Below are 25,386 nucleotides of genomic sequence, written 5' to 3' on the forward strand. Positions count from 1 at the left end.
TAGGGTTGGGGCAATTAAATCCGAACTTTGAGTATCCGTTTCATCGGTTAATGCCGTATCACTATCACTTGCTGTATTGTTATATGCATCACTACCCACCGATGTAACAATTGAACCATCTTTCACTGCATTAGGATTAAGTGCAACAAGTCCTGTTGTAGGATTAATCGAAACATTGGCTATAGTATTGTCCAAACTCCAAGTACCGTCCTCACCTTTAGTCGCAGTCAAAGTCACTGGATTATCAGATTCATCGGTATAAGTAATGACCTGTTTAACATTGTCCGCTCCAGGTCTAACTGCTACAGCGCCTGTCGCCAGCGCCACGACATCAGGCGTATCCGCAGCATTAGGTGTGCTGTCATCCACCCTAGCAGTATCACTATCAGTTGCAGTATTATTACTTGAGTTGCTCCCCGTAGAAGTCACAGTGCTGCCATCTTTTACAGCATCCATTTCCAAGGTAACTAAACCTGTTGATGGGTCAACACTAACTCCAGTTGGGGTTTGATCGAGACTCCATGTGCCATCAGATGCTTTATTCACAGTCAGCGTGACCGTATTATTTGATTCATCTGTATATACAATGACTTGTTTAACATTATCTGCCCCAGGTTTAATTATGACCTGTCCACCATCTAATGCAACTACATCAGGGTTATCAGCAGTTTTAGCAGGTGTTGATCCCCCACTTCCGCCACCGCCCCCTCCACCAGCCGCGGCTAAACCAATCAAAGGAATTAAGGCCAACAACCAATAAGGATTAAATTCGTATGCAGCTGAAGTTAAAGGCTCTCCGCCTAAGGCCTGACCCGCGCTGACTTGATCTGCGAGCATACTGACCGCGTTTTCTTGTAGACCACTTTCAGGAACATAGGCATAGAAATTGCCATTTTCATGCATGCCAATAATCAGGTTGGTTGTGATTCCATCTGTGCCGTAATAGCCTTGTATGATCAAATCAGGATCGAGCGGGTTTGCATTCCCATCATCAAAGCCAATATACAGATCATTTCCAATACGTTGAATTTTGATATTTTCTGGCGCTCGTTGAGTGGCATCATCAATCAATTCATAATTCACGCCTTTTTGTGCCTGAATGGTGATGGGCTGATCGTGTGTTTTGGTAACCTGAAATGCTGAAATAATTTTTTTTGCATCGTGCAATTTTATGCTGACAGTTTGATTTGGCATGTTATTTATCCTTTTCTTATAGTTTGATTCTTTATTTGGTGAATAAATGCAGAGAGAATGCTTTACTCAGCCTTCATTCCATAAGTTACGATTTCTACCCGTCGGTTCGGGAAATCACACTGCTCACGTGCAGATTTATCTTTGGCATAACGCTGTTCACAATCACTCACAATAAGATCCTGCTCTCCACGCCCTTCGACTAAGATATTATTTTTCATCACATTATTTTGTACAAGTAAACTTCGTACCGTTTCCGCTCGACGTTGTGATAGTTGTTGATTAGAAATTTCAGAACCCACTGGATCGGTATAGCCAATCACTGCAATATGACTAATTCCATCTTGATCACGGCTAATTTCTGATGCAATTGCTGCAACTTCTTGCCGCCCCTTCGGGGTTAAATCATTCGCACCTGATTTTGCATAACTAAATAATGTACTGGCTTCCAACGTATATTTTTTTAATACCGTTTTTACTGGAACAGGCACATAAACTGGTTTTACACATTCTTGAACCTCTTTGACTCGTGAAACAGTATGCACCTCTTCTTTCAAGTTCGGCAGAATGGCTAATGCCTGAGTTTCTTCAAGGGCTTGCAATTGAATAGACTGATGCTCGCCATTCACTAATCTAAAATACTGGGTAACGCCTTCTGATAATTGTTGCTGCGAATTTTGCTGACGAACCTGAGAATAATCTAAGTCACTTCTTGTATATGCCGCTGTAATTCTTGTCGGTTGAGTACAGAGTTGTTGTGTTTTATATCCTCCAGGTAAAAGTGATGTTAAATAATGTCCAGCCACAAATATGTTTGCGGCTGGACCTTTTAAACCCTCTTTATCCCGAATAAAAACTACTCGCGTATGTCCCTCTTTAATCACTTCAGACTGAGAAAATGGCTTTGAGCTAAAGATAGTCCAATGTTCTGAAGAAGGCTGTTTATTAGCAGAAGTGCAACCCACCAAAAATAAGGAGCACCCTAAAATTAATACAAATCTCTTAACCAACATAATATTAACCTCGATTATTTATCTTCTAATTTCCTACCCTATCTTCAGGGATATATTTTTTATTTATACATAAAACCATAAAAAAAATATGTATTTATGTGAATTTTCAATCAAGCTTATTTATAAAGAATATTTTAAAAAATTAAAAAAACAATAGCTTTAGTCATATTTTTTTGATTAATTTTAATTAATCATCATATTTACTTGTAAAAAATAAAAATATTATAAATTTTAAAAAAACCATATTAATAATATGGTTTTTACTGATTATTTTAAAAAATCTATTAAAAAATACATTCAAAATATATTTTAATTATTATAGATAAATATATTTTAATTATTATAGATAAATTTATTTTAACCACATTATGGCCAACTCTTTATATCCAAAAACTATTATAAATTTAATTCATAGTTCTACAATTTATGGATTATCTTTCTTGCAATGCTTGTTTCATTCGCGTAATCGGTTTGATTAAATATTGAAATATTGTCTTCTCTCCTGTTTTAACATCAACGCTAGCAATCATACCTGGGATAATCGGCATCACTTTTCCATTTTTATCCCGTAATGAATTTTGATGAGTTTCAACCAAAATGCGGTAATAAGCTTCTTCTGGATTTAAATTTAACTCACTCGGGCGGGTTTTATCTCTGAGTGTATCTGGACTAATTAAGGTGACTTTACCGTCCAAACCACCATATAAGGCATAGTCATAGGCTGTAATTTTTACAATCGCAGCCAAACCTGGATGCACAAAGGCCACATCTTGAGGGCGGATATAAGCTTCAACTAATAATTTGTCATTCAATGGCACAATTTCCATGATGTCTTGCCCCGCCTGAACAACACCACCAACAGTGTTGATTTTGATATTCTTCACAATCCCGCGTAAGGGTGCCCGAATTAAGGAACGATCCACTGGATCAGCACGCATTGCCATGTTCTCTTTAGCTTGTGCTAATTCTGACTCCACACGTACCAGCTCATTATTGGCATCAGCAGCATATTGATTGCGCTTTTCAGCAATCTGTAAAGCTAAATCTGATGATTGGCGGCGCATACGAAGGAGCTCAACTTCTGACATCACCCCTTCAGCCACCATTGGCGCGGTAATTGAAATTTCCCGATCCAGCATGGATTTACTACTTTGTAAGCCAGCAACAGCATCTTCTACTGCACGACGTCGTGCCGTATATGCTGCACGCTCCCGGTGTTTGAGTGACTCACCAATTCCAGCAGGAAATTGAATACTCGTAGCATAAGACTCTGCTCTAAGACGCGCAGCCATCGCTTCTAAATTTTCCACCTTAGCCTTGCTTTCTCTTAAAATCGCGGAGCTACGGGTATCATCTAGCCGCAATAAAATTTGACCTTTTTCAACAACATCCCCTTCTTTCACTAGCATTTCTTTGATGGTGCCAGGATCTAGACTTTGTAAAATTTGCTCTCGGCTGGTCGGAATGACACTCCCCTGACCACGAGTCACTTCTTCCACAGGACTGTGATAGGCCCAAAATACAAACACCACTAAAAGCACAAATAACAAACTGATGGTCCAGAATAAGCCCGTGTGCTGTTCGGTCTGTAATGCAGCATTCAGATCATTCAATAGCTTGAGATCTTTGGACTGAATTCGTTCTTCAGTAACTGGGTTTTGATATTTTTCCATAATCTTTACTCTGGTCGCTTGATTGTCCCAATCTGCAACTATTCCATATTTACTTTTTGTACTTGCGAATGATTCGTTGGATTCTGATAGGTTTGTGACTGATCTGACTTAACAACGATTGTCCGTCCATGTTGTGGTGCTGTTTGCCCCATAGATGAACCCTGTTCCTTGCTAGTCGATGGTTGTGCTGTTGCCGATTCTTTTTGTTTTTGATCATTTGTGGCTAATTTGTTCAGCACCACATCTCGCGGACCATCCATGACCACTTGCCCTTGATCAATCACAATCACACGATTCACAATACTTAATACCTGAGTTCGATGTGTTACGACCAATAAGGTTTTATCTTTGCTCCATTGGTGTAAAGCAGCCAAAGTTTGTTTTTCCGTAAGCTGATCCAAACCATTGGTCGGTTCATCTAACAGAACGACTTTCGGATGTCTTAACGTTAATCGAGCTAGAGCAATAATTTGCTTCTGCCCTCCTGAAAGCCCTAAGCCATCTTCTCCAAGCGGCATATCTAAACCTCTGGGATGATTCTGAATAAGACTATCCAGACCAAAGCGTTTCAAGGCGATTAATAATTCTTGATCGGTTGAAAATCCATCTTGTCGTGCCAAATCTAGATTTTCCCGCAAACTCCCCAGAAACAAGCGTGGTGCCTGACCTAACATTGCCACTTGATTACGTAAAAAATGAGGATCAAGCTGACGCAAATCTACACCATCCAAAGTGACATTCCCTTCCAACGGCTCGAACATGCCACTTGCAAGTTTCAAAGTCGTGGTCTTACCACTGCCAATTTTGCCTAAAATTCCAATCTTCTCTCCAGCTTCAATATTCAAATTGAGGCCTTTCAATACTGCGGGGATGTCTTGTTGATATTTAAAACTGACATTTTTAAACTTCAGCTCACCCTTCACCTGATCTAGACTGATATATTGCCGATCTGGATGTCGTTCAATTTTACGCTCAATAATGCTTTGTAAACCTTGCAAGCCGATTTTTGCTTGTTGAAAACGGACCGCTAAACTCGCTATTTGAGCCAAAGGTGCTAAGGCTCGGCCTGATAAAATCACAGAAGCAATTAACGCCCCCATACTGATTTTATGGTTTGGGTCTGGGCTATGAATGAGATAAGTCCCCAGTATGACCAAAATGACCGTATTCAATTGCTGAACAGCAACCGAAAAATTCACCACAAAATTACTAAGATCACGCGTTTTGGTACTCGAAGCTGCATTTTTAGCGGTGCAATAGTCCCATTTTTGTTGCGCCCAACTGGTCGCATTATTGGCTTTTAGCGTCTCAATCCCTTCAATTGCCTCGACCGCAAGTCCCTGCCGCTGCGAAGCTTCTTTCATGGACTCATTGATAAAGCGTGCTAAAGGAGCCTGAGCCAAAATTCCGACCAACATTACAATTGGAATTAAAATTAACGGCACCAGTGCTAACTGTCCGCCAATCATCCAGATCACGGTAATAAACAACAACAGGAAAGGTAAATCTACCAACACCAATAAACTGGCACTGGTCATAAATTCACGCACAGATTCAAATTCACGCAAATTATTGGCATAGGAACCAGATGAAACCGGACGTTCTGCTAAATCTAGGCTCATCACTCGTCTAAAAATTGCTGAACTAATAATTAAATCGGCTTTCTTGCCTGCAATGTCGGTCAAATGTCCCCGAATCATTTTTGCTAAAAATTCAAAACTGATGGCCAATATCACGCCAATACTGAGTACCCACAGGGTTTCATACGATTTGTTGGGAATTACCCGATCATATACATTCATGACATATAACGAACTGACCAATGCCAGAAAATTAATCACAAAAGTCGCTAAAATCACCTGTGAATAATAGGCTCGAAAGCGCCAAATCACTTTCCAAAACCATGCTTTCGGCAAATGATATTCAGGCAACTCCGAACGTACGTCACTCGCGAGCTTTGCTTTAATAAACCAACAGTAACCAGCATAAAGCTGCGCCAATTGCAGATGCGTAAATGATTGTTTCAAACCATCCGTTTGTTGTAATTCATATACCCGCGCTGTACCGTTGCCTTCAATCCGCGTAATGACCGCGGCCTCGTCATGCTGCAACACAATCACCGCAGGTACAGCCAAATAAGGGATATCTAGAAGTGCTTTTTTTGCTAAGGTATTTTCAAATCCGTGGCTTTTTAATACCTCAATCAATGCGGAATAATTTACATTCAAATGTTGATCATGCGTTACCTGCGCCATCAATGTAGCGACTGGTAATGGATTACCGAGAAGTCGGGTCACCAAAGCAATGTGTTCTATAATGGATTTCATTTTCTTGATGTCATCCTTTTTTAATTATTAGACCCTCTGGTCATTCAGGCATAATCCACGTCCATATGTGAATCAGATCTCGACTCTTCTATTGCCTCACCCAATTACTAATACCCGCCTGTGCACGTAGATATGCCAACGCAGCCATCCTGTAATCATTTTGTGCCGTTACATACGCCATTTCGACGCCTGCTAATTCGTTATAGGCATTCAGCACATCTATTAAACTTTTTCTGGCAATTTTGAACTGTTTTTCGTTATCACTAACCACTTTGCGAGATGCTTGTATTTGCTCCTGTGAAATATGCATTTTTTGTTGACTTTGAAACATGTCAATTTCAGCCGTTCGGGCACGCTCCTCAATATCCCGCTGAATTTGTTCCAATCGGGCTTGTGCAGCAACTACAGACTGACCACTTTGCTCTACCGAATATTTAGATGCACGATTCAGTAAATTCCAAGACAGATTTAAATACACCTGCCGATCCTCAGTCGTCACATTGCCTTCCAAGTTAATACTTGGATAGCGTTTTGCTTGACGATACTTCACCTCGGATCGAATACTGTCGAGCTCAGCATGTTGCGCCATATAAGAGGGATGTTGCCTTACCTCACTCAGTTGATAACGCTGAATAAACTCACTTGGAGGCATGGCAATAAAAGGATCAACAAGGGTATCTTGATTAATAATTTCTGAGGAATATTTTTTTAAATGACTTAATGCAAAACCCAGTTCACGCTGCAAACTACTGATTGTATGCTCTACCTGCATTTGTCTCGCTTGCGCTTGGGTCAACTCTGAGCGCCGACCTGGGTCATATTGCACAATGACCCCAATGTCATGGGTAAATTTGTTGTGGCGCGCTAAACTTCGCATCTGCACCGCAAGCGCCTCGTGTGCATTCAGGGCTTTTAAATATTCAGTGCCAATGTTGTAGCCCAACTCCTCAGCCGTTTCGTCAATCTTCTGCTCAAAGTATAGTGATTTTTTCACATCCCGATCGACTTGAGCGCTGATCGCCCCAAATGAATACAGATTAACGCTACCTCGAAGCCCAGGAGTGAAATCTTCACTCACATAGTCATATTGACTCTGATGATATTGATCAAGAATCTGATTGGCGGTTACAGCCAAAGTGGGATAATGCAATGACTTTGACTCTTTAACCTTACTTAATGCCGCATCTTCGTTGGCTTGTGCTTCTAACATCATTGGGTCTTGCTCCAAAGCTGTTCTTAACAATGCTTTTAATGGCACGGCATATACCGAAGAGGTACAAAATAATGTCAGCAATAGAGCTATTCCTTTGCCCCAATACACTGATTGAACTTGTTTATTTCGCATTGTCATCTTTTAGCTATAAATACTTCTTATACGTATAAAACATTGTGACTTATATCTCACAAGCCAGTTTAACAACTAAATTCAACAAGTTAATAGTCATTTAGCACAGCCGATAGACAAGCCGTATACTTAAGTTATACTTAATAATTAAAAAATAATTCAGGCTGGATTAGTTGATAAAAAATCAATCGACAATTTTTTATACCGAAAAATGACATCACCATGTCATAAAAATGTGGATGCGTTATCAATTTTTTATAATTTAACCATTTTACTATACATATATGTAACATTGATGATTGAATTTTATTATTATCTATTTTACTTATTTTTAAAACAAAACTAATAATTACATAAAACCAAGTAATTTAGTATACATTTTTTGTTACAAATAAACCAACTGCCAGACTCAACTTTCATGAGTAGCAATAAATTCAATTTCTTATTTTAATCTCTGATTTATCCTTCTTAGGGTATCTCTTACCTTAAAATTGATGAATCAAAATTGATATCCCCATTTTTAGGGATATATGGCTTAACAGCGTATTCCTACCACACACCCCCATCCCCCCTATAAGTTGAAATCATAAAAAAAGCCACCTAAAAGGTGGCTTTTTCTTCAGCGAAGCTGAAAATCAACGATTAACCAAGTTTCTTAGAAACATAGTCAATAGCAGATTGAACTGTCGTGATCTCGTTAGAATCTTCATCAGGGATAGTGATGTCGAAATCATTTTCGAAAGACATAACAAGTTCAACTAGGTCAAGAGAGTCTGCACCTAAGTCATCCATGAAAGATGCTTCGTTTTTGATCTCTTCTACTTTAAGACCAAGTTGTTCTGCAACCGCTTGTTTAACGCGTTGTTCGATATCGCTCACAGGAATTCTCCTCATTGCTTGTGGCGTTTTTAAATGCCGTTAGTTTAATTGAAACTCTAATTTTTTGAAAGTTTATACATCAGCCTTAGCTCATGTATAAACCACCATTTACGTGTAAAACCGTACCTGTAATGTAACTTGCCTTCTCAGAAGCCAAGAAACTTACAGCATTCGCGATATCTTGTGGTTCACCTAAGCGCTGAAGTGCCACTTGATCACTCATTTTTTTGCGAATTTCTTCGCTTAACTGTTCTGTCATTTCCGTTGCAATAAAGCCTGGTGCAACCGAGTTCACAGTAATTTGTCGGCTACCCATTTCTTTTGCAAGACTGCGGCTAAATGCCTCAATACCTGCTTTAGCAGCTGAATAGTTGGCCTGTCCTGGGTTTGCGAAATGCGCAACCACAGAGCTGATGTTAATAATGCGTCCAAAACGGGCTTTAGTCATGCCTTTAAGAACACGCTTAGACAAACGGTATACGGCTTTTAAATGAATGTTCAGAATATCATCCCAATCATCTTCAGACATACGTAGTAACAAATTATCACGGGTAATTCCTGCATTATTTACAAGTGCAAGAACTGGACCATAATTTTGTTCGATATCTGTAACCAATGCATCAATTGCTGCCCCATCGCGAACGTCGAGGACTTTACCCGCCCCATTTTCACCAAATGATGCTGACAATTTTTCTGCGCCGGATTCAGATGTCGCAGTACCCACAACAAAATAACCGTCTTGAATTAACTGTTGAGCGATGGCTGCGCCAATCCCTCTACTCGCGCCTGTCACTAAAGCGACTTTGCGTTCTTGTGTCATGCAATTTTCCCTTCTGCCACTAAAATGGCATTCAGTGCATCCTCCATACGACCTTTGGTGTCGAGTGGGAATGCTTTATCAATATTAGGTAAACGCTTCGCAAGATTGGCAAGTACGTTACCCGGACCACACTCAACAATAAATTGAATGCCCTGATCCTGCACAAACTGCATGGTTTTGGTCCATTGTACGGATTGGTACAATTGTGCAGTTAATGCCTGACGTAATTGCGCTACATCTGTCGCGATTTCCGCGTTGACATTTTGTATTACAGGAATGCTAGGTAGCTCAATGGCAGTTTGTTCCAACGCAAGTGCAAATTGCTCTGCGGCAGGTTTCATTAATGCACAATGTGATGGTACAGACACTGGTAAAGCAATGGCTTTACCTGATTGCTCTTTCGCAATCGCCATTACCGCTTCAACCGCAGCTTTTTCACCCGCAATCACAACTTGACCTTGAGCATTGTAGTTTGCCGCTTGCACTGAGCCTTGACCTTGTGCAGTCACTTCAGCACACAACTCTACAACTTTGGCATCTTCAAGACCCAAAATTGCGGCCATTGCACCTTTGCCTTGAGGCACAGCATTTTGCATGAGTTTGCCGCGCAAATTCACCAACTTAACGGCATCCCCCAAAGTCATTGCACCCGCAGCAACCAAAGCGCTGTATTCACCCAATGAGTGACCTGCAAGGTATTTCGGTACAACCCCACCAAGTTCCAACCATACACGCCACAAAGCAATACTCGCAGTCAATAACACTGGCTGAGTAAATTCAGTTTGGTCTAAGCCTTCACCGCTTTGGGCAATATGCCATAAATCAAAACCTAGAGCTTCTGATGCTTCCGCGAAGGTGTCACGAACACCACTAAACTGTTCAGCAAGTTCAGCCAGCATGCCAGCTTTTTGCGAACCTTGACCTGGAAACACAAATGCAGTTTTTGTTGCTTGAGCTGCTTGTTCAAGTGGTCTAGCAGACATATAAGAATCCTTTATGTAGTCACTGCTCATTCATGGAGCGAAAATTTAACACTTAATTTTGTTTTTGGTAATTGCGAAATACAACAAAAATTGGAGACAAAAAAAGGGAGCTTTCGCTCCCAATTTTTTCACTAAGCCTGTCGCTTAATGCTTCATCAATTATTCAGCAGATGCTTTAGCGAATAATTGACGACCACGGTAGATACCATCTTTAGATACGTGGTGACGACGGTGCGTTTCACCAGTAGCTTGGTCTACAGTTAATGCATTCTCGGTTAAAGCGTCATGTGAACGGCGCATGTCACGGCGAGAGCGACTTTTACGGTTTTGCTGAACGGCCATGATGGCTCCTTACAAATCGAAAAAATGGATCAGAACAAATTCAGTTGTCTTAACTTAACAGTATAACACAAAATTTAGTTAAGTTTACCCTTCAAACCTGCCAAAACATCAAACGGGTTATCCCGTTTTTCTTCGACAACGTCCTGAACGGCAGGTCGATGCTTATGCTCACAAGCGTCGTGCTTAGGAGACAAAGGCAGCAACAATAACAGTTCATCTTCCAAAAGTGCGAGTAAATCGGCAGTGGCAGGAGTTGCAAAATCTCCTTTCGTTGTCGCTTCACTTTCACCTAGTACGATGAAATCAGCATCCTCATCCAAGCGCTCTATCAGTGACTCATCATCAATAAGAGCTAGATGAAAATCTGAAACCAACTCAATTTCTACAGCGCCTAAACAGCGCTGGCATTCCATTGGAACTTTGGTTTCAACATGACCATCCAACCATACAATACGATGATACGCATCCATTGATAGCTTACAGTCTATGTTAATCAATTGATCATCAATTGATCCAACAGCTTCACGAGCGATACGAACAAAGCGAGACAATGGCAGGGTACCTGACCATGTAAAGCCTTGTTCAGCCCATTTAAACGGCTCAATCTGTGCCGGAAAGGTATTTGCTGACATAATTAAGGCGGCAATTCTACAAATTCATCAGTACTCTGTCAAAGATTAAGATACAATTTTGTACTTATTTAGACAGACCTATTGGGTAAATTAAGTCATGCATCTGTTGCAGCCGCAAACAGAAGTGAATAAAAAATCACTTGTTAGCACACTTTCAGCTGTTCATTCTGACATTTCACCAGACCAAGTGCAACTTTTGGACTGGGCGAATTTACAGACAGAAAATGAACAAGTTGACTGGCTCATCTTACACTTTAATTACTGGTTTTCCCACCTTAATGTGAATTTGATTCGCGGTGAGCATGAACCTGAATATTTTCCAGCGACACATGAACAGCCAGCGCGGATTCAATTTGCCCATGGTTTCTTTAATAGCGCCCTGCACGAAATTAGTCACTGGACCATTGCGGGAGAACAACGTCGTCTCCTTCCCGATTTAGGTTACTGGTATGCACCCGATGGTCGCACGGCAGAACAACAAGCCTTGTTTGAACAAGTCGAAATTAAGCCACAAGCCATTGAATGGATGTTTGCACAAGCCTTTGGACGAAAATTTCGCGTATCACTCGACAACCTCACAGGCGAAGGTGGTAATGGAGCAACATTCAAAGATAATGTCTATGCTCAAGTCCAACGTTATTGTGCAGGAGAAATCGCTCTGCCACGTGATGCAAAATACTTCATTGACTGCATTTGTACCTGCACCCGAAGTGGCAAAAGATTACAAAGTGACGAGTTTCAACGCGTAATGCTGGATTAATTACAGAAATTCATCAAAGATTCATGTCAACATACTGTAATTTCAACAGATAATATCTAAAAAATCAGGAGAAAAATATGTTGCACTTAAGAATACATCCTGATAATCCACAACCGCGCTTAATCAGTCAGGCAGTGGAACGTATTCGGGCGGGTGATGTGGTGGTCTACCCGACCGATGCTGCTTATGCGATTGGTTGTCAGATTGGGAATAAAAGTGCCATGGAGCGTATTTCACAAATTCGTGGTTTAGGTCCCAAACATCAATATGCGATTATCTGTTCCGATTTATCCGACATTGCCACTTATGCCAAAGTCGACAATGCCATGTATCGTTTACTGAAAAACAATACCCCTGCGGTCACCACCTTTATCTTACCTGCGACCAGCGAAGTGCCGCGTCGTTTGATGCACCCGAAAAAGAAAACCATCGGTTTACGCATCCCCAGCAATCCGATTTGCCAAATGCTGCTAAAAGAGTTGGGCGAACCTCTACTGACCAGTACCCTGATCTTACCCGGGATAGCAGATCCACTCGATGACCCTTATGAGATTGAAATGCAGCTTGAAAAACGTATTGATGTGTTTATCGATGGCGGCTTGGGCACTTTAAGTACCACCAGTATTGTGGATCTGTCTGGAGATCACCCTGTGGTAATCCGGCATGGTGTGGGTGATGTCAGTGCTTTTGAATAATAAAAGCCATAAACATCTAAGGGGGGAAAACTCCCCTTAGACCTATATAACGTTGTAATGTAAATAATTACAATGTTATAGAACCCTCTGTTTGGTCAATTCTTTCAATTCTGGTATCTATTGGATGAACTCAATTCGAGTCCTGTTTATCATCACTCAAAAAAATACTGCATATTTATTTACTGCTTTTTTTGTGATTTAGTCGGTGAAGTAATTTATTCATCCTGCAATTTGCTTTACACTAAGCCCTATTAAAATTATGTATTTTTTAATCACCTCTACTTTCTCTCCTAAGTGCTGATTCAAAAACGCATAATCATGCCTTTGAAAATTCGCGTGGCCAATAACTGTAATGAATCAATCCGTCCATAATGCAATGGAAGATACGCCTCACATCCGTGTTCTAGATGAATGGCAAGACTCCATCCCTGAGGATTTATATATTCCTCCCGCTGCATTTGAAATTCTTTTAGAGCATTTCGAAGGACCACTCGACTTTTTAATTTATCTGATTCAAAAAAATGGGTTTGACTTATTACAGTTAGACATTGCTCCAATTGCGGCTCAGTATCTGTCCTACATGGATGCGATGAAGTCATTAAACATTGAACTCACCGCAGACTATATGGTGATGGCTGCCTTACTGGCTGATTTAAAATCGCGTTTGTTACTGCCAAAGCCAACGGCAATTGCAGTAGAAAAAGATCCTAAGCAGGAATTGATTGACCGCTTAGAAACTTATTTACGGGTTAAGCAAGCGGCTGAACGTTTGGGTCAAATGAGCATTTTAGAGCGGGATACCTTCGAAACCAATGTCAGCCTAGGCGATGTTGCGGTGCGTCATGAAGGGTTTTCAGTCAATCTGCTGCATGATGCTCTATTTTGTGTGTTTAATCGCCCAGAGCCTGTCATGCATAAAATTGAGCAAGAACCGGTCTTGCTAGAAGAACGGATTGCCTTTATTGAAGAAAAGCTGCAAACCGGTAATGTGCTCGAATTTATTGAATTACTGAAACCAAGTCAGGGTCGCATGGGGGTGGTCGTCACCTTTATGGCGGTACTGGAATTGACCCGCCAACAGCGCGTCAAAATTATTGGTTCAGGGATTGAGGCCCCATTGAGTGTACAAGGAGCACAATCATGAGTGAATCGACTCTGCTTTCGACTTCTGAAACGCATCATGAAATGTTGATGCAACTGGAAGCGATTATTTTTGCCAGTGATGCACCTGTTTCCTTGGCACGTCTGAAAGAAGCATTTCAAGATCAATATTCCAAATCTGAACTGCGCCAATTGATCCAACAATTAATGGTATTACAACATGGTCGCTCGATTGAACTGGTTGAAACTGCTCAAGGTTTCCGCTTTCAAGTCCGCGCCAAATACCGACATATTATTAGTCAAACCTGGCCTGAGCGTCCAACACGCTTATCGCCTGCTCTGCTCGAAATTCTAGCGGTGGTGGCTTACCATCAACCCGTGACTCGTGCGGACATTGAACAAATTCGTGGAGTCTCGAATAATAGTCAAATATTGAGAACCCTATTTGACTGGAACTGGATTAAAGAATCTGGTTTTCGGGAACTCCCTGGAAGACCCGCGTTGTTAGTCACAACGCCTCAATTTTTAAATGCTTTTGGTCTAACCTCTGTTGGCCAATTGCCTCCCCTACAGGATGCCAAGGAAGCTTTTATGACCCTCGATGCGCAAGCACCGAAATCATAAATAGGCGAACTGTTGATGATAATTTCTAAGGTTATGCTGTCATGAGTGAAAAATTGCAAAAGGTACTCGCACGAGTTGGACTCGGCTCTCGCCGTTATATGGAAGAAGTCATTGCTGCTGGTCGTGTGAGTGTCAACGGTCGTGTTGCGCAAGTAGGCGAACGTATTGAGCCAGGCGATGAGCTTCGCATCGATGGTCGTAAAGTGCAGTTCCAAATTGAAGACGAAATTCGTCGTCGCGTTCTGATTTATTACAAACCAGAAGGTGAAATTTGTTCACGTAACGATCCTGAACAACGTCCAACCGTGTTTGATAATTTACCTTCGATTGCCAATGATCGTTGGGTGATGGTAGGTCGTTTGGATATTAACTCTACAGGCTTGTTATTGTTCACAAATGACGGTGAGTTAGCCAATCGTTTAATGCATCCATCGAACGAAATTGAACGTGAATATGCTGTGCGTGTAATGGGTGAAGTGACCCCTCAAATCCGCAACAACATGCTGCGTGGTGTGGTATTGGATGATGGTCCTGCAAAATTCGAATCTTTCTCTGAAATTGGTGGTGACGGGATTAACCGCTGGTATCAAGTGGTTGTGAAAGAAGGCCGTAACCGCGAAGTGCGTCGTATTTTTGAATCTCAAGGTTTAAAAGTCAGCCGCTTATTGCGTACTCGCTATGGCACAGTGATTTTGCCACGTGAATTACGTACAGGTCGCTGGATGGAACTCGACAAAAATGACATCGACAACCTAACCAAGTCGGTTGAGTTAAAACCACGTCAGGGTACTGGTTTGTTCGGTATGGCGAAACGTCGTACTGAACGCATGCAAGACAAACCATTGGCTGCACGCCGTGGTGGTTTCTTACGTCAGCAACGTCGTGACAATGATGATGAAGCTCAACCAAAGCCGACGTTCAACCGCGAACGCCGTGAAAACCCGAATGGCCATACACACCGTCGTCAGGACAATGCACCAGCAGGCTACGGCCAACGTGAGCAACGTCAAAACTCTGGTTACGCACAACGTGACAACCGTTCCGACAACTTTGGCAACAAAGCGGCTTATGGTCAACGTGACTCGCGTGATGAACAAGCACCGCGTAAGCCATTTGGTGCAAACAAAAGCTTTAAGAAGTTTTAATTAGCTTCTCACTGCACATAAAAAAACCGCCTTTGGGCGGTTTTTTTATGTCGTTTAAATCAGGTAACCGACGCAATACCTTTCGGAATCGCACCTAACAAGCGCTTGGTATAGTCATGCTGCGGGGATTGATACAGATCATCTGAATTAGCAATTTCCACTATGTCACCATGATTCATCACCATGACCTGATCGGAAATATATTTCACCACCGACAAATCATGCGAAATAAAAATATAGCTCAATCCAAATTCGTCTTGTAAATCTTGTAACAGATTGAGCACCTGAGCTTGCACTGAAACATCCAGTGCCGAAACAGATTCGTCACAGATTAAGATTTCAGGCTTGAGGGTTAAGCAACGTGCAATCGCAATCCGCTGTCGCTGACCACCTGAAAATTCATGCGGGTAACGATGAAATGCTGATGCGGGCAAACTGACCCGTTCCAGTAAATCCAAGGCTATTTTTTTTCGCTCTACCTCATTTTCGCCAATGCCATGAATCTGCATCGGTTCCATGAGAATCTGTCCTACTGTAAAGCGCGGGTTTAAGGAGGCATAAGGATTCTGAAAAATAATCTGAATTTTACGCTGGAACTGCGCAAACTGCTTGTCTGACATGGCCAAGATATCTTGCCCATCAATCCGTGCTGATCCACCTGTGGCTTGTTGCAAACGCATCAGTAAAAGCCCAATGGTGGTTTTACCTGAACCGGACTCCCCTACCAACCCCAAAGTTTTACCTTTCGCCAACTGAAAAGACACCCCTTTAACCGCCTGGTATTCTTCTCGTCCAAACAGCCCTTTACGACTATAAAATGATTTTTTAAGATCACGAACATCAAGAATAATCTCTTCATTGCCTTTTAGCCCGCGTTGACGCTGAGGGCGTACTTGAAGAGGTGCTGCGGTATTTTCAATCCATGTACTGCCTTCTTGATGCATAAAGTCGCTGATCATCGGCAGGCGATACGGCCGCTGTGACAATTGCGGACGACATTGCAATAAGGCACGGGTATAAATATCCTGCGGCTGTTCTAACACCTGTTGCACTGCACCTTGCTCTCGAATTTCACCATGACGCATCACAATCACGTGATCGGCAATTTCACTGACCAGTGCCAGATCATGGGTAATAAACAGCATCGACATCTTGCGACGCTGCTGTAAATCCTGCAATAAATCTAGAATTTGCTTTTGAATGGTGACATCCAAGGCTGTGGTCGGTTCATCCGCAATCAGCAACTTAGGCTCACAGGCAATCGCCATGGCAATCATCACCCGTTGTTGTTGACCACCCGAGAGCTGGCTCGGATAAGCATCCATCTTAGTTTCAGGCGAAGGAATACCGACTTCTTTGAGTAGCGCTAAGGCACGAGCTTTGGCCTGTTTCCGTCCCATCGCCAAATGTAGTCTGAGTACTTCTGCAATCTGATCTCCCACGGTAAACACAGGATTTAAAGAAGACATCGGTTCCTGAAAAATCATGGCGATGTCTTTTCCACACATCTTGCGCATTTCAGCACGAGACAAAGCCAGTAAGTTTCTGCCTTCAAACAAGATCTTACTATCTGCCGAAATTTGACTTTGTTCTGGCGGCAGCAGCCCCATAGTGGCTAAAGAAGTCACCGATTTCCCGCTCCCCGACTCCCCCACCAAAGCAACAGTGGTATTTTCAGGAATTGAAAATGAAATGCCTTTGACCGTTTCAATATATTGCTTATTTTCGCTTTTAAAACTGACTTTTAGATTTTCAACTTTTAATAATATTGAAGGTTGATGCAGTTCAGCCATATTCATACACCTCTTATTTTAGTTTTGGGTCTAAAGCATCACGCAAGGCATCGGTAAACATCGAAAATGCCGTGACCAAGACTGCCATTGCCACAGAAGCAGCAATCAACTGCCACCATTTGCCTAAAATCAATTCACTTTGCGCTTCATTGAGCATACTGCCCCATGACACCACCCCGACAGGGACGCCAAAGCCCAAGAAACTCAGAATGACTTCAGACTTAATAAATGCCACCACCAAAATTGAGACTTGCACCAAGGCAATATGACTCACATTGGGAAAAATATGCACAAACATACGGCGAAAATGACTCACGCCAATGGCTTTGGCCGCCAGTACATATTCACGGGATGTATGCTTCATATATTCAGCACGGATTAAACGGTAAACCCCCGTCCACCCTGTAAGCCCAAGAATCAGCACAATCGACAGAATACCTTTTTGCTGCAACACCGCGGCAATGGCTAAAATCAGTAACAAATAGGGAATCGAGGTGAAGATGTTATAAAACCAGTTCAAGACATCATCGACCCAACCACCAAAATACCCTGAAATCGCCCCAAGTACCGTACCAATCAAGACGGCCAATAATGCAGCCACCACTCCAACAATAATGGATGTTTCCGCCCCTTTAATGGTTTTTTGCAAAACATCTTGCCCCCATTTATCCGCGCCAAAAGGCAGGGTTTGCTTGAGTTCTGCTTGTTGGTCGAGTAAATGCCCATCCAATTGTTGATCTATCGCCTGCATATCCGCTGCCAGAGGATCAACCACGCCATAGTAGTCAATCGCTGCGGTTGCTCCCTGCTCTTGAGCAATTTCGGCATTGAGTTCACGCATTACATCTTTTAAGGGGTCGACTGAATTTTCAGGCAGAGCTTCTGCTTGTGCCGCTTCTTTTTCAGTGGGTGTACTGACAGGGTCTGCGCCAATAAAGGTTGGTGGCGCATAACTCACCGCGACTTCTTTATTCCAGTTGGAAGCAATCACCCCTGTCATCGATAACAGCAGCATCACAAAATAACACAGCACCACAAACAATGAGATCATGGCAATACGATCCGCTTTAAGGCGACGCAGGGCTAAATGCCAGAGCCCAGTAGATGGGGTTTCAGATGAATCGAGTGCTTTTCTTTTAAATAATACACTGAGCATAATTCACCTACTTCAACTGTACACGTGGGTCGACCAGCTTATAAACCAAATCGGCAATCAGATTAAAAATCATGGTGGCTGCAGCCACATACACGGTAATGGCTTTAATCACAGGAAAATCACTGCGTTCCACTGCAATAATCACTTCACGTCCAATCCCTGGAATACCAAAGAAGCGTTCAATCAAAAAAGCGCCAATCAAGAGTGCGGGTAGACTGGCCATGACATCAGTAATAATCGGGATGGAGGCATTTCTTAAAACATGCACGCCCAAAATGCGACGTTCACCGACCCCTTTGGCACGTGCGGTTCGGACATAATCCTGATTCACTTCATCTAGGACAAAGCTGCGGTAAAGTCTTAAGGTTGGCGCAATACTGACCACCAACATGATCAGAATCGGCAACAAGGCATATTTAAATAGATTTTCGCTCAGGCTATCGCTCCAGCCTTGCACCGGAAACCAGCTTAACTGGTAGGCAAAAACATACTGAAACACAATGATGTAGACCAAAATACTGATCGACATACCAATGGTACACAGCATCATGACCATACGATCCGTTAAAGTGCCGCGTACCGCAGCGACCGCTAAAGCTAAAATAATCGAAATCACGGTTTGTAAAAGGGTAAGCGGAATGAGTAAGGTCAGTGATGGCCCTAAACGGGTGCTGATAATTTGCGAAACTGACTCTCCTGTACTCCAGCTCAAGCCATAATCAAAAGTCAGAATCTGCTTAATAAAAATCCACAATTGCACATAGTAGGGTTGATCTACCCCCAACTGTTGGCGAATATTTTCAATCTGTTCAGGATTGGACATTTTACCCGCCAAAATATAAGCAGGATCTCCACCCACCCAGTTAAACAGAAAGAAAATCAGCAGCACGACACCCAACATGGTGGGAATCATCTGCCAGATACGACGGATAATATATGCCAGCATTCAGATTGCTCCCTATTGAACCCGTTGACCGGTAATTTCATCAAAAAAGGCTTTGCTGTCTGGCTTGCGTCCTAGGAAATCTTTGACCAAGTCTTCAGCAGGTTTTTGACTGCCTTGCGATAAAATGGTTTGACGATAACGCCGCCCCACTGCAGGATTATTTAAATTCTTGCCAAAGGCAGACAACATGTCTAAGGCCATCACTTCAGACCACATATAACCGTAGTAGCCCACTTGATAGCCACCCATGATGTGACCAAACTGTCCAGGAAACTCGGTGCTAGGCACATAACCGAGTGCTGTCGCCCCTTCCATTTTCTTCCAGACCTCGATTGGCTGTGCCTTTAGAGCATCAGGCCCATGTAATGCCATATCGTATTGCGCATATAAAGTTTGACGTGCGTAGTGCAAACCACGCCCATAACGATGCACAGCGTTGAGTTTGGCAATTAAGGCATCATCGACTCGCGGGCAAGCGGATTGGCAATAATCGGCGACCTTCGATAAAGTTTCTTTGCGTCGTGCCCATTCCTCATACATTTGTGACGGTGCTTCGACAAAATCACGCTCAACGGAGGTACCGGATTGCCCTGAGTAACGGGTATTCGACAAAATGCCATGTAAAGCATGTCCAAACTCATGCACAAAGGTTTCCAATTCATCACTGTTTAAACCTTTGCGGTTAAAGTTGGTGACCAAGGCGGCTATTGGTTTACGTCCTGTTAAGCGACTACCACCATATACCCCCCAAACTGCAGCATGTCCATATTTGCCTTCACGCGGAAATTTATCGACATATAAACCACCTAAAAGCTGCCCTGTTTGATTGTCGATGACATCGTAATATTCAACTTCGTTGTGCCAGACCTCAACTTTTACAGGCTTGAATTGAATGCCATACAACTGCGCTGAAATGGCAAACAGCCAGTCTTGTGCGGCTTGAGTGGGAAAGTATTCGCGCATTTTTTCTTGATCAACCTGATACTTGGCTTTGCGCAGCTTTTCACTCCAATAGGCCTCACTCCAGCGCTCAATTTTGGCTTGCTCGATAGGAATATTTAAAGTTTTGGCTTGGAACTCGCGTAAGGTCTGTACTTCTTTTTGTTCCAAAGGCACAACCGTGGCATGTACATCGCTTAAAAACTTATTCACGTTCTCAGGGGTTTCTGCCATGCGTTTATGCAGTGCCCATTCGGCATAACTAGATTTACCAAACAATTGCGCCAGTTCATAACGTAAATCCATGGCTTGCTTCAGCAAAAGTAAATTGCGCTCTCCGCCGCGGCGGGTATAGGCAATTTGGTAACGTTTACGTGCAGCATCGTTGTCGGCCAATTCCATGAAGGGACGGTATTCTGGATATTCAAAGCCAAGTAAATAATTGCCTTGCTTACTTTTCTTTAAGGCATTGAGATAGCTTGCCGGCAATCCCGCCAACTCAGCAGGGGTAAACTCCAGTTTTTCCGGATTATCCCGGACATTGCGTGCATATTCCTGCTCAATCTTCGCCAGTTCTGCCAATATCACTTTTAAACGTGCTTGCTTTTCAGCACTCAGCTGAATCCCTGTTTTTTCAAATTCATTGAGTAAATCTTCACGAAACTTCGCATCAATTGCATCTGTAGCTTTGCTGTTCTTAATTGGTTGATAGAGCTTGGCATTTTGATAAATATCGGTTTGGAACTGACTAATCTTGATTTCACAATCTTCGGCTGCTTTACGCAGTGCTGCATCTGGCGATACGTTACTGTATAAACCTATGGGGCCATAAAAATCTTCAAATGAGGCAAAGATCCGATCCCACTCCGCCAATACGGGGGCAGCATCATGCTGCGCCTGAATGGGTTTAGCTTCAAAGTGCTTGAGCTGTTTTTGAATATCCTGAATTTTAGCCTGACATAATGCTGGAATATCTTGGGCTTGATACTGCGGCAAGGTCTGACGCGTAGGAGAATCTGCAAAAGCAAACTGCTGGGTAGCAAAAGTCAAAATACCGAGTGCGGTCAATTTAAAGGTCGGGTTGTTCATCATTACTCCAGTTTTATTTAATTTCTATTTCTTCATATCAATATCGATGTACATCCATTCCGCAGGCAAAATCGGATGCTTTTTAAAACCCATCACGCGCGGCTGAGCCAAGACGTTGCGATAACGTGCCCCAATAATTTGTACTGGCATATAGACTTCTAGTAAGCGTGACATTTTCCGATATAAGGCATCCCGCTCAGGGCTGGGCGGCATTTTTTGCGTTTGCTCATATAAACGGTCATATTCAGGAATTTTGACGCAGGCATTGTTGGTCACGTTAATGTTTTTGCCATAGAACAACTGCATAAAATTGTCGGCATCTGGATAATCGGCAATCCAAGCCGAGCTTTTAAACATGGTCTTGCACTGCTTTTCTAACTTGAGTGCTTCAGCAAATGGCAAGGACTGGGTACTCATTTTAATTTTGATGCTATCCAGCGTTTTCTTCCAAAATTCGGCTTGTTGCTGGCTGCGTGCACTATTCCCTGAGATCGTCATATTAATTTGCAAAGGTTTACCATTCGGCAAAGTGCGCCATCCATCCGCAGCGACTTTATAGTGATAACGGTCTAACAATAAATTGGCCGCTTTAACTGAGTAAGGGATACTGCTTTTATAGTTTGGATCATAGCCCACCACACCGTTTGGAATCGGGGCTTGTAAGCGTTCGGCATCGCCTTTTTGTAAAATACTGATGTAATTATCCGCCGAAAAGGCCATCGCCATGGCACGTCTTAAAGCAATTTTGTCTTTACTAAAGCCACCCACCACAGGGTTTTGCATGTTCCAATAATGGTAATCAATCGAGGGATCGGTAATCCGCGACAGTTGAACACCTTTTTTCGCCAGTTCAGGTTTGAGTTTACCATTTTGCAAAGCCTGAACCGTTAATTCACCATCCAAGGCAAACAGATCAATTTCATCTTTAATAAAAGACAACCAGCGTGACTGCCCTTCTTCCATGACCTGAATATCAATCACACCAATCTGCGGCATTTTTTTGCCTTGCATGGCTTTCACAATGCGCTGATCTTCTGGCGTGGATGCCTTAAAGTTCCAGACAAAACTGTGAAAATCAGGATTGGCTTTTAAAATAATCCGTGAACCTGGCGTCCAGCGCGTCAGCAGATACGGTCCAGTTCCGACAGGATGCCCCATCACAAATCCAGCTTTATCGCGATATTTTTCGATGACTTCACGTGCCACGGCACCCGCAGGCTGGTGGGCTAGCAACATCGGAAAGTTTTGATCGGGACTGGTGAGTCGAATCACCAAGGTATATCGATCTGGTGTTTGCAGACCGGCAATAGGTTGATCGTAATTAAATTTGCCTGTTTTGGCCGCCTGCTTTAACACGGCATCCATACCTAGAATACGCCCGTCGAGTAACCAGCTATTGGGAGAACGTAAATTCGGGTCGAGTAAGCGTTTAAAGGTATAGACATAATCTGCCGAGGTCAGTTCCCGCTTTTTGCCCTTAAACACGGGATCGGCAGCAAAGTAAATGCCTTTTTGCAGATGAATGGTATAGGTTAAACCATCCGCACTGACTTCTGGTAAGGCGGTTGCGGTACGTGGAACCAACTTAGCCGGTGAAGCCAAATAGTCATAAGTAAATAAAGTTTCAAAGATGGAACCATTCACATGCGCCGAATACAGATCATGCACTCCCGCTGGGTCAAACCCCGTTTCCGCCACAGGAAACACATAGCGCAAGACTTTGTGTGGGTCGGCAGGACTTTGTGCCAGCGCGTTCACCGACATGCTCAATAACAGGCTGCCTGCCAATAGCCCTTTGCCCCAATGTGGCATTTTTTTATTGCAAACGTTCATTCTTATTCCACACTCATTTATTTTTTTCAGACTGGATATCCAGATATGGCCAGTTACTATTCATCATGGGATGCGCTTTAAAGCCCTGAATTTGTGGATGCAGTAACCAGTTACGAATGCGGCTGCTATGAATAATCCACGGATTATCCGCTTCAATTTGGCGGCTTAATTTTTCATAAAAGGGCAAGCGTTGCTGTGGCGCCAAACTCAACATTTGCTTGTACAAAGCATCATAGCTTTTCGATTGATAACAGCTTAAATTACCCTGAGCAGCATTCGGCCCGTACAGTAATTGGGCAAAATTTTCCCCTTCTGGATAATCCGCAATCCATGCCCCGCCCCACATCATATATTTGCATTGGGTTGCTGCTTTTAAGTTATCGGCAAAATTACTGACTTTAAAATCCACCCGAATGCCAATCGCATCCAAATTCTTTTTCCACAACTCGGACTGCACCACAGAACCGGAACTGTTTTCGGTCATAAACATTAACGTCAGTGGTTTACCTGTAGGTAAAGTCCGGTAACCATCTGCGGCCTTTTTATAACCAAAATGGTCGAGCAGTTTATTGGCCAATACAGGATTATAGGCCAAACTACTGCGGTAATTCGGATTGAAACCCTGAACGCCATCTGGAATGAGCATTTCCGACCTCACCGCCTGACCCTTGTAGAGTTGTTTAATGGCTTCGTCTTGATTAAACGACAAAGTAATGGCACGGCGTAAGGCAATTTTGTCTAAGCTGAATCCCCCGACAATCGGATCTTTCATATTGAACATGGTGTAGGTAATTTCAGGATCTTTGTTGGGATAATGCTGGATACCCTGCTTCACCAATTCGGGTTTCAGCTTCTGTCCATCTAAGGCTTGTGGCACAGCATTCGAGGTCAATTTGTCAAAGTCGAGCTGCCCAGTTTTGAAGGCCAGCCAACGCGACTGTTCTTCCTCAATAATACTGACCACAACTTTAGCAATTTGCGGCATCTGTTTACCCGACATCTCTTGCACCAGTCGGTTATCCCAAGCTGTACCTGTGGATTTAAAGTTCCAGACAAAACCACGGTAATGCGGGTTGGCTGTCAATTCTATTTTACTGCGTGGTACGTATTTACTCAGTTGATACGGTCCAGTTCCAACAGGATGCTGCGCGATACGATCTCCATAATATTCAACTACCTCACGTGCCGTTGCGCCAAAGGTGACATAGGCCAGAATGTACTGGAAATTATAATCAGGACGGGTCAAGGTGATTTGTAAGGTATAAGGATCCAGCGCTTTTAAACCTGCAATCGGAGCATCGTAATTAAACTTTCCAGTTTTCTTGGCCAGCGCATGAGCTTCATTGCCCCCGACAATTTTGCCATCAATGAAGGAATAGGTGGTGGAACGGTTTTTGGGATCTAAAATGCGCTGAATACTGTAAATATAATCTTGAGCTTTCAGTTCACGACGCTGCCCTTTAAACGCAGGATCAGGCGCAAAATAAATTCCCGGCTTAATTTTAAAAGTGTATCGCTTGCCATTTTGTTCAATCAGCGGCAACGCCTGTACGGTATTCGGCACCAATTGCACAGGTCGCGCCAAATAATCATATTTCAATAACGGCTCAAAAATGACTTCAGCAATTTTTCCACTGTAAAAATTATAAGTTTTGACCATATCAAAACCATCATCAGGGGCTTCCATTGCTACGTGTAAAATCTTGTTGGACTGCGCTGCGGCATTGGCTAGCTGCATACAGCCCGATGAAATCAGCAGGGTTAAAATGGCAATTCTTAAGTTTTTGGCTTCCAATTTTGACCTTTCCTGTGAGACCTGCATAAACGCCGGTTTATTCATTGTTTTTAAACTGATGTGTTTATTGTTATTCATGTTCCATTTAAGCAAATTCTCTCGAATTAGTCCTCTGCTTATGTCATGAATTAACTATGATTTGCTCCTAAAGCGAATTTCGTGCCATCGCTAAGAACTTGCTAGTTTTTAAAAAACCTACTTAATTTAAAGTTATTTTTTATTAGATATTTATCATATTTTCATCTAACTCAATTTGGAGTCTTATTGACTAAAATGTACAGGAAGAATGCCCACAAAAAGGGTAT

The 25,386-nt window shown here is 42.6% G+C and carries 21 protein-coding genes; 5 read left to right on the top strand and 16 right to left on the bottom strand.

The features are described from left to right. The 10 genes from AC6CHI_RS13630 to AC6CHI_RS13675 form a co-directional block, all read right to left on the bottom strand. A partial coding sequence (locus AC6CHI_RS13630; protein WP_498121900.1) for a hypothetical protein occupies positions 1-1,194 on the bottom strand: 1,194 nt, incomplete at its 3' end. Positions 1,195-1,256: 62 nt separating this feature from the next. Then, positions 1,257-2,204 (bottom strand): OmpA family protein, encoded by a 948-nt coding sequence (locus AC6CHI_RS13635; RefSeq protein WP_498121902.1) that lies wholly within the window; start codon positions 2,202-2,204, stop codon positions 1,257-1,259. Between the two features lie 431 nt (positions 2,205-2,635). After that, entirely contained in the window at positions 2,636-3,877 is a 1,242-nt protein-coding gene (locus AC6CHI_RS13640; protein ID WP_498121904.1) for an HlyD family type I secretion periplasmic adaptor subunit, read from the bottom strand. Positions 3,878-3,915: 38 nt separating this feature from the next. Then, positions 3,916-6,204: a type I secretion system permease/ATPase gene (locus AC6CHI_RS13645; protein WP_498121906.1), complete on the bottom strand. Its 2,289-nt coding sequence runs from the start codon at positions 6,202-6,204 to the stop codon at positions 3,916-3,918. A gap of 88 nt (positions 6,205-6,292) precedes the next feature. Continuing rightward, positions 6,293-7,498: a TolC family protein gene (locus AC6CHI_RS13650; RefSeq protein ID WP_498121908.1), complete on the bottom strand. Its 1,206-nt coding sequence runs from the start codon at positions 7,496-7,498 to the stop codon at positions 6,293-6,295. A gap of 693 nt (positions 7,499-8,191) precedes the next feature. Further along, on the bottom strand, positions 8,192-8,428 hold the full coding sequence (gene acpP / locus AC6CHI_RS13655; protein ID WP_016166057.1) for an acyl carrier protein: 237 nt from the start codon (positions 8,426-8,428) through the stop codon (positions 8,192-8,194). An 85-nt stretch (positions 8,429-8,513) separates the two neighbouring features. Beyond that, positions 8,514-9,248, bottom strand: a complete 735-nt coding sequence (gene fabG, locus AC6CHI_RS13660; protein WP_458893191.1) for a 3-oxoacyl-ACP reductase FabG — start codon at positions 9,246-9,248, stop codon at positions 8,514-8,516. Beyond that, a complete protein-coding gene (gene fabD / locus AC6CHI_RS13665; protein WP_458893192.1) occupies positions 9,245-10,231 on the bottom strand; it encodes an ACP S-malonyltransferase in 987 nt (328 codons plus the stop codon). Before fabD ends, fabG begins: the two co-directional genes overlap by 4 nt. 159 nt (positions 10,232-10,390) lie before the next feature. Continuing rightward, the gene (rpmF, locus tag AC6CHI_RS13670) at positions 10,391-10,573 is read right to left on the bottom strand and encodes a 50S ribosomal protein L32 (RefSeq protein ID WP_004279227.1); all 183 of its coding nucleotides are present in this window, start codon (positions 10,571-10,573) and stop codon (positions 10,391-10,393) included. A 74-nt stretch (positions 10,574-10,647) separates the two neighbouring features. Next, a complete protein-coding gene (locus tag AC6CHI_RS13675; RefSeq protein ID WP_498121910.1) occupies positions 10,648-11,205 on the bottom strand; it encodes a YceD family protein in 558 nt (185 codons plus the stop codon). A 97-nt stretch (positions 11,206-11,302) separates the two neighbouring features. Here AC6CHI_RS13675 and AC6CHI_RS13680 point away from each other — a divergent pair, with 97 nt between their 5' ends. The 5 genes from AC6CHI_RS13680 to rluB all read left to right on the top strand — a co-directional run bounded on the left by AC6CHI_RS13680 (position 11,303) and on the right by rluB (position 15,530). Then, the gene (locus AC6CHI_RS13680; protein ID WP_498121912.1) at positions 11,303-11,965 is read left to right on the top strand and encodes an elongation factor P hydroxylase; all 663 of its coding nucleotides are present in this window, start codon (positions 11,303-11,305) and stop codon (positions 11,963-11,965) included. 77 nt (positions 11,966-12,042) lie between these two features. Next, positions 12,043-12,660: an L-threonylcarbamoyladenylate synthase gene (locus AC6CHI_RS13685; protein WP_498121914.1), complete on the top strand. Its 618-nt coding sequence runs from the start codon at positions 12,043-12,045 to the stop codon at positions 12,658-12,660. Positions 12,661-13,012: 352 nt separating this feature from the next. Next, complete coding sequence (locus AC6CHI_RS13690; protein WP_498121916.1) at positions 13,013-13,804, top strand: segregation and condensation protein A; 792 nt, start codon at positions 13,013-13,015, stop codon at positions 13,802-13,804. Next, a complete protein-coding gene (gene scpB / locus AC6CHI_RS13695) occupies positions 13,801-14,385 on the top strand; it encodes an SMC-Scp complex subunit ScpB (protein ID WP_498121918.1) in 585 nt (194 codons plus the stop codon). The genes AC6CHI_RS13690 and scpB overlap by 4 nt, the downstream gene beginning before the upstream one ends. 41 nt (positions 14,386-14,426) lie before the next feature. After that, complete coding sequence (rluB, locus tag AC6CHI_RS13700) at positions 14,427-15,530, top strand: 23S rRNA pseudouridine(2605) synthase RluB (RefSeq protein ID WP_498121920.1); 1,104 nt, start codon at positions 14,427-14,429, stop codon at positions 15,528-15,530. A gap of 59 nt (positions 15,531-15,589) precedes the next feature. Here the strand turns inward: rluB and AC6CHI_RS13705 are convergent, their stop codons facing one another. From AC6CHI_RS13705 to AC6CHI_RS13730, 6 genes are read right to left on the bottom strand one after another with little or no spacing between them, the layout of a single operon-like run. Then, positions 15,590-17,323, bottom strand: a complete 1,734-nt coding sequence (locus tag AC6CHI_RS13705) for an ABC transporter ATP-binding protein (RefSeq protein WP_498121921.1) — start codon at positions 17,321-17,323, stop codon at positions 15,590-15,592. A 13-nt stretch (positions 17,324-17,336) separates the two neighbouring features. Then, positions 17,337-18,479: an ABC transporter permease gene (locus AC6CHI_RS13710; protein ID WP_498121923.1), complete on the bottom strand. Its 1,143-nt coding sequence runs from the start codon at positions 18,477-18,479 to the stop codon at positions 17,337-17,339. Between the two features lie 7 nt (positions 18,480-18,486). Continuing rightward, positions 18,487-19,425: an ABC transporter permease gene (locus tag AC6CHI_RS13715; protein ID WP_458893201.1), complete on the bottom strand. Its 939-nt coding sequence runs from the start codon at positions 19,423-19,425 to the stop codon at positions 18,487-18,489. A 12-nt stretch (positions 19,426-19,437) separates the two neighbouring features. Beyond that, entirely contained in the window at positions 19,438-21,453 is a 2,016-nt protein-coding gene (locus tag AC6CHI_RS13720; RefSeq protein WP_498121924.1) for a M3 family metallopeptidase, read from the bottom strand. Positions 21,454-21,477: 24 nt separating this feature from the next. Beyond that, a complete protein-coding gene (locus tag AC6CHI_RS13725; RefSeq protein ID WP_498122074.1) occupies positions 21,478-23,265 on the bottom strand; it encodes an ABC transporter substrate-binding protein in 1,788 nt (595 codons plus the stop codon). Positions 23,266-23,299: 34 nt separating this feature from the next. Next, entirely contained in the window at positions 23,300-25,108 is a 1,809-nt protein-coding gene (locus tag AC6CHI_RS13730; protein ID WP_498122075.1) for an ABC transporter substrate-binding protein, read from the bottom strand. Positions 25,109-25,386 lie beyond the last annotated feature (278 nt).

The organism is Acinetobacter sp. GQ146 (assembly GCF_059758585.1).

Excerpts from the sequence above, each read along its gene's own strand:
- AC6CHI_RS13635 (WP_498121902.1), bottom strand. The coding sequence starts at position 2,204 with ATGTTGGTTAAGAGATTTGTATTAATTTTAGGGTGCTCCTTATTTTTG.
- AC6CHI_RS13640 (WP_498121904.1), bottom strand. The coding sequence starts at position 3,877 with ATGGAAAAATATCAAAACCCAGTTACTGAAGAACGAATTCAGTCCAAA.
- AC6CHI_RS13645 (WP_498121906.1), bottom strand. The coding sequence starts at position 6,204 with ATGAAATCCATTATAGAACACATTGCTTTGGTGACCCGACTTCTCGGT.
- fabG (WP_458893191.1), bottom strand. The coding sequence starts at position 9,248 with ATGACACAAGAACGCAAAGTCGCTTTAGTGACAGGCGCGAGTAGAGGG.
- fabD (WP_458893192.1), bottom strand. The coding sequence starts at position 10,231 with ATGTCTGCTAGACCACTTGAACAAGCAGCTCAAGCAACAAAAACTGCA.
- rpmF (WP_004279227.1), bottom strand. The coding sequence starts at position 10,573 with ATGGCCGTTCAGCAAAACCGTAAAAGTCGCTCTCGCCGTGACATGCGC.
- AC6CHI_RS13675 (WP_498121910.1), bottom strand. The coding sequence starts at position 11,205 with ATGTCAGCAAATACCTTTCCGGCACAGATTGAGCCGTTTAAATGGGCT.
- AC6CHI_RS13680 (WP_498121912.1), top strand. The coding sequence starts at position 11,303 with ATGCATCTGTTGCAGCCGCAAACAGAAGTGAATAAAAAATCACTTGTT.
- AC6CHI_RS13685 (WP_498121914.1), top strand. The coding sequence starts at position 12,043 with ATGTTGCACTTAAGAATACATCCTGATAATCCACAACCGCGCTTAATC.
- AC6CHI_RS13690 (WP_498121916.1), top strand. The coding sequence starts at position 13,013 with ATGAATCAATCCGTCCATAATGCAATGGAAGATACGCCTCACATCCGT.
- scpB (WP_498121918.1), top strand. The coding sequence starts at position 13,801 with ATGAGTGAATCGACTCTGCTTTCGACTTCTGAAACGCATCATGAAATG.
- rluB (WP_498121920.1), top strand. The coding sequence starts at position 14,427 with ATGAGTGAAAAATTGCAAAAGGTACTCGCACGAGTTGGACTCGGCTCT.
- AC6CHI_RS13705 (WP_498121921.1), bottom strand. The coding sequence starts at position 17,323 with ATGGCTGAACTGCATCAACCTTCAATATTATTAAAAGTTGAAAATCTA.
- AC6CHI_RS13710 (WP_498121923.1), bottom strand. The coding sequence starts at position 18,479 with ATGCTCAGTGTATTATTTAAAAGAAAAGCACTCGATTCATCTGAAACC.
- AC6CHI_RS13715 (WP_458893201.1), bottom strand. The coding sequence starts at position 19,425 with ATGCTGGCATATATTATCCGTCGTATCTGGCAGATGATTCCCACCATG.
- AC6CHI_RS13720 (WP_498121924.1), bottom strand. The coding sequence starts at position 21,453 with ATGAACAACCCGACCTTTAAATTGACCGCACTCGGTATTTTGACTTTT.
- AC6CHI_RS13725 (WP_498122074.1), bottom strand. The coding sequence starts at position 23,265 with ATGCCACATTGGGGCAAAGGGCTATTGGCAGGCAGCCTGTTATTGAGC.
- AC6CHI_RS13730 (WP_498122075.1), bottom strand. The coding sequence starts at position 25,108 with ATGCAGGTCTCACAGGAAAGGTCAAAATTGGAAGCCAAAAACTTAAGA.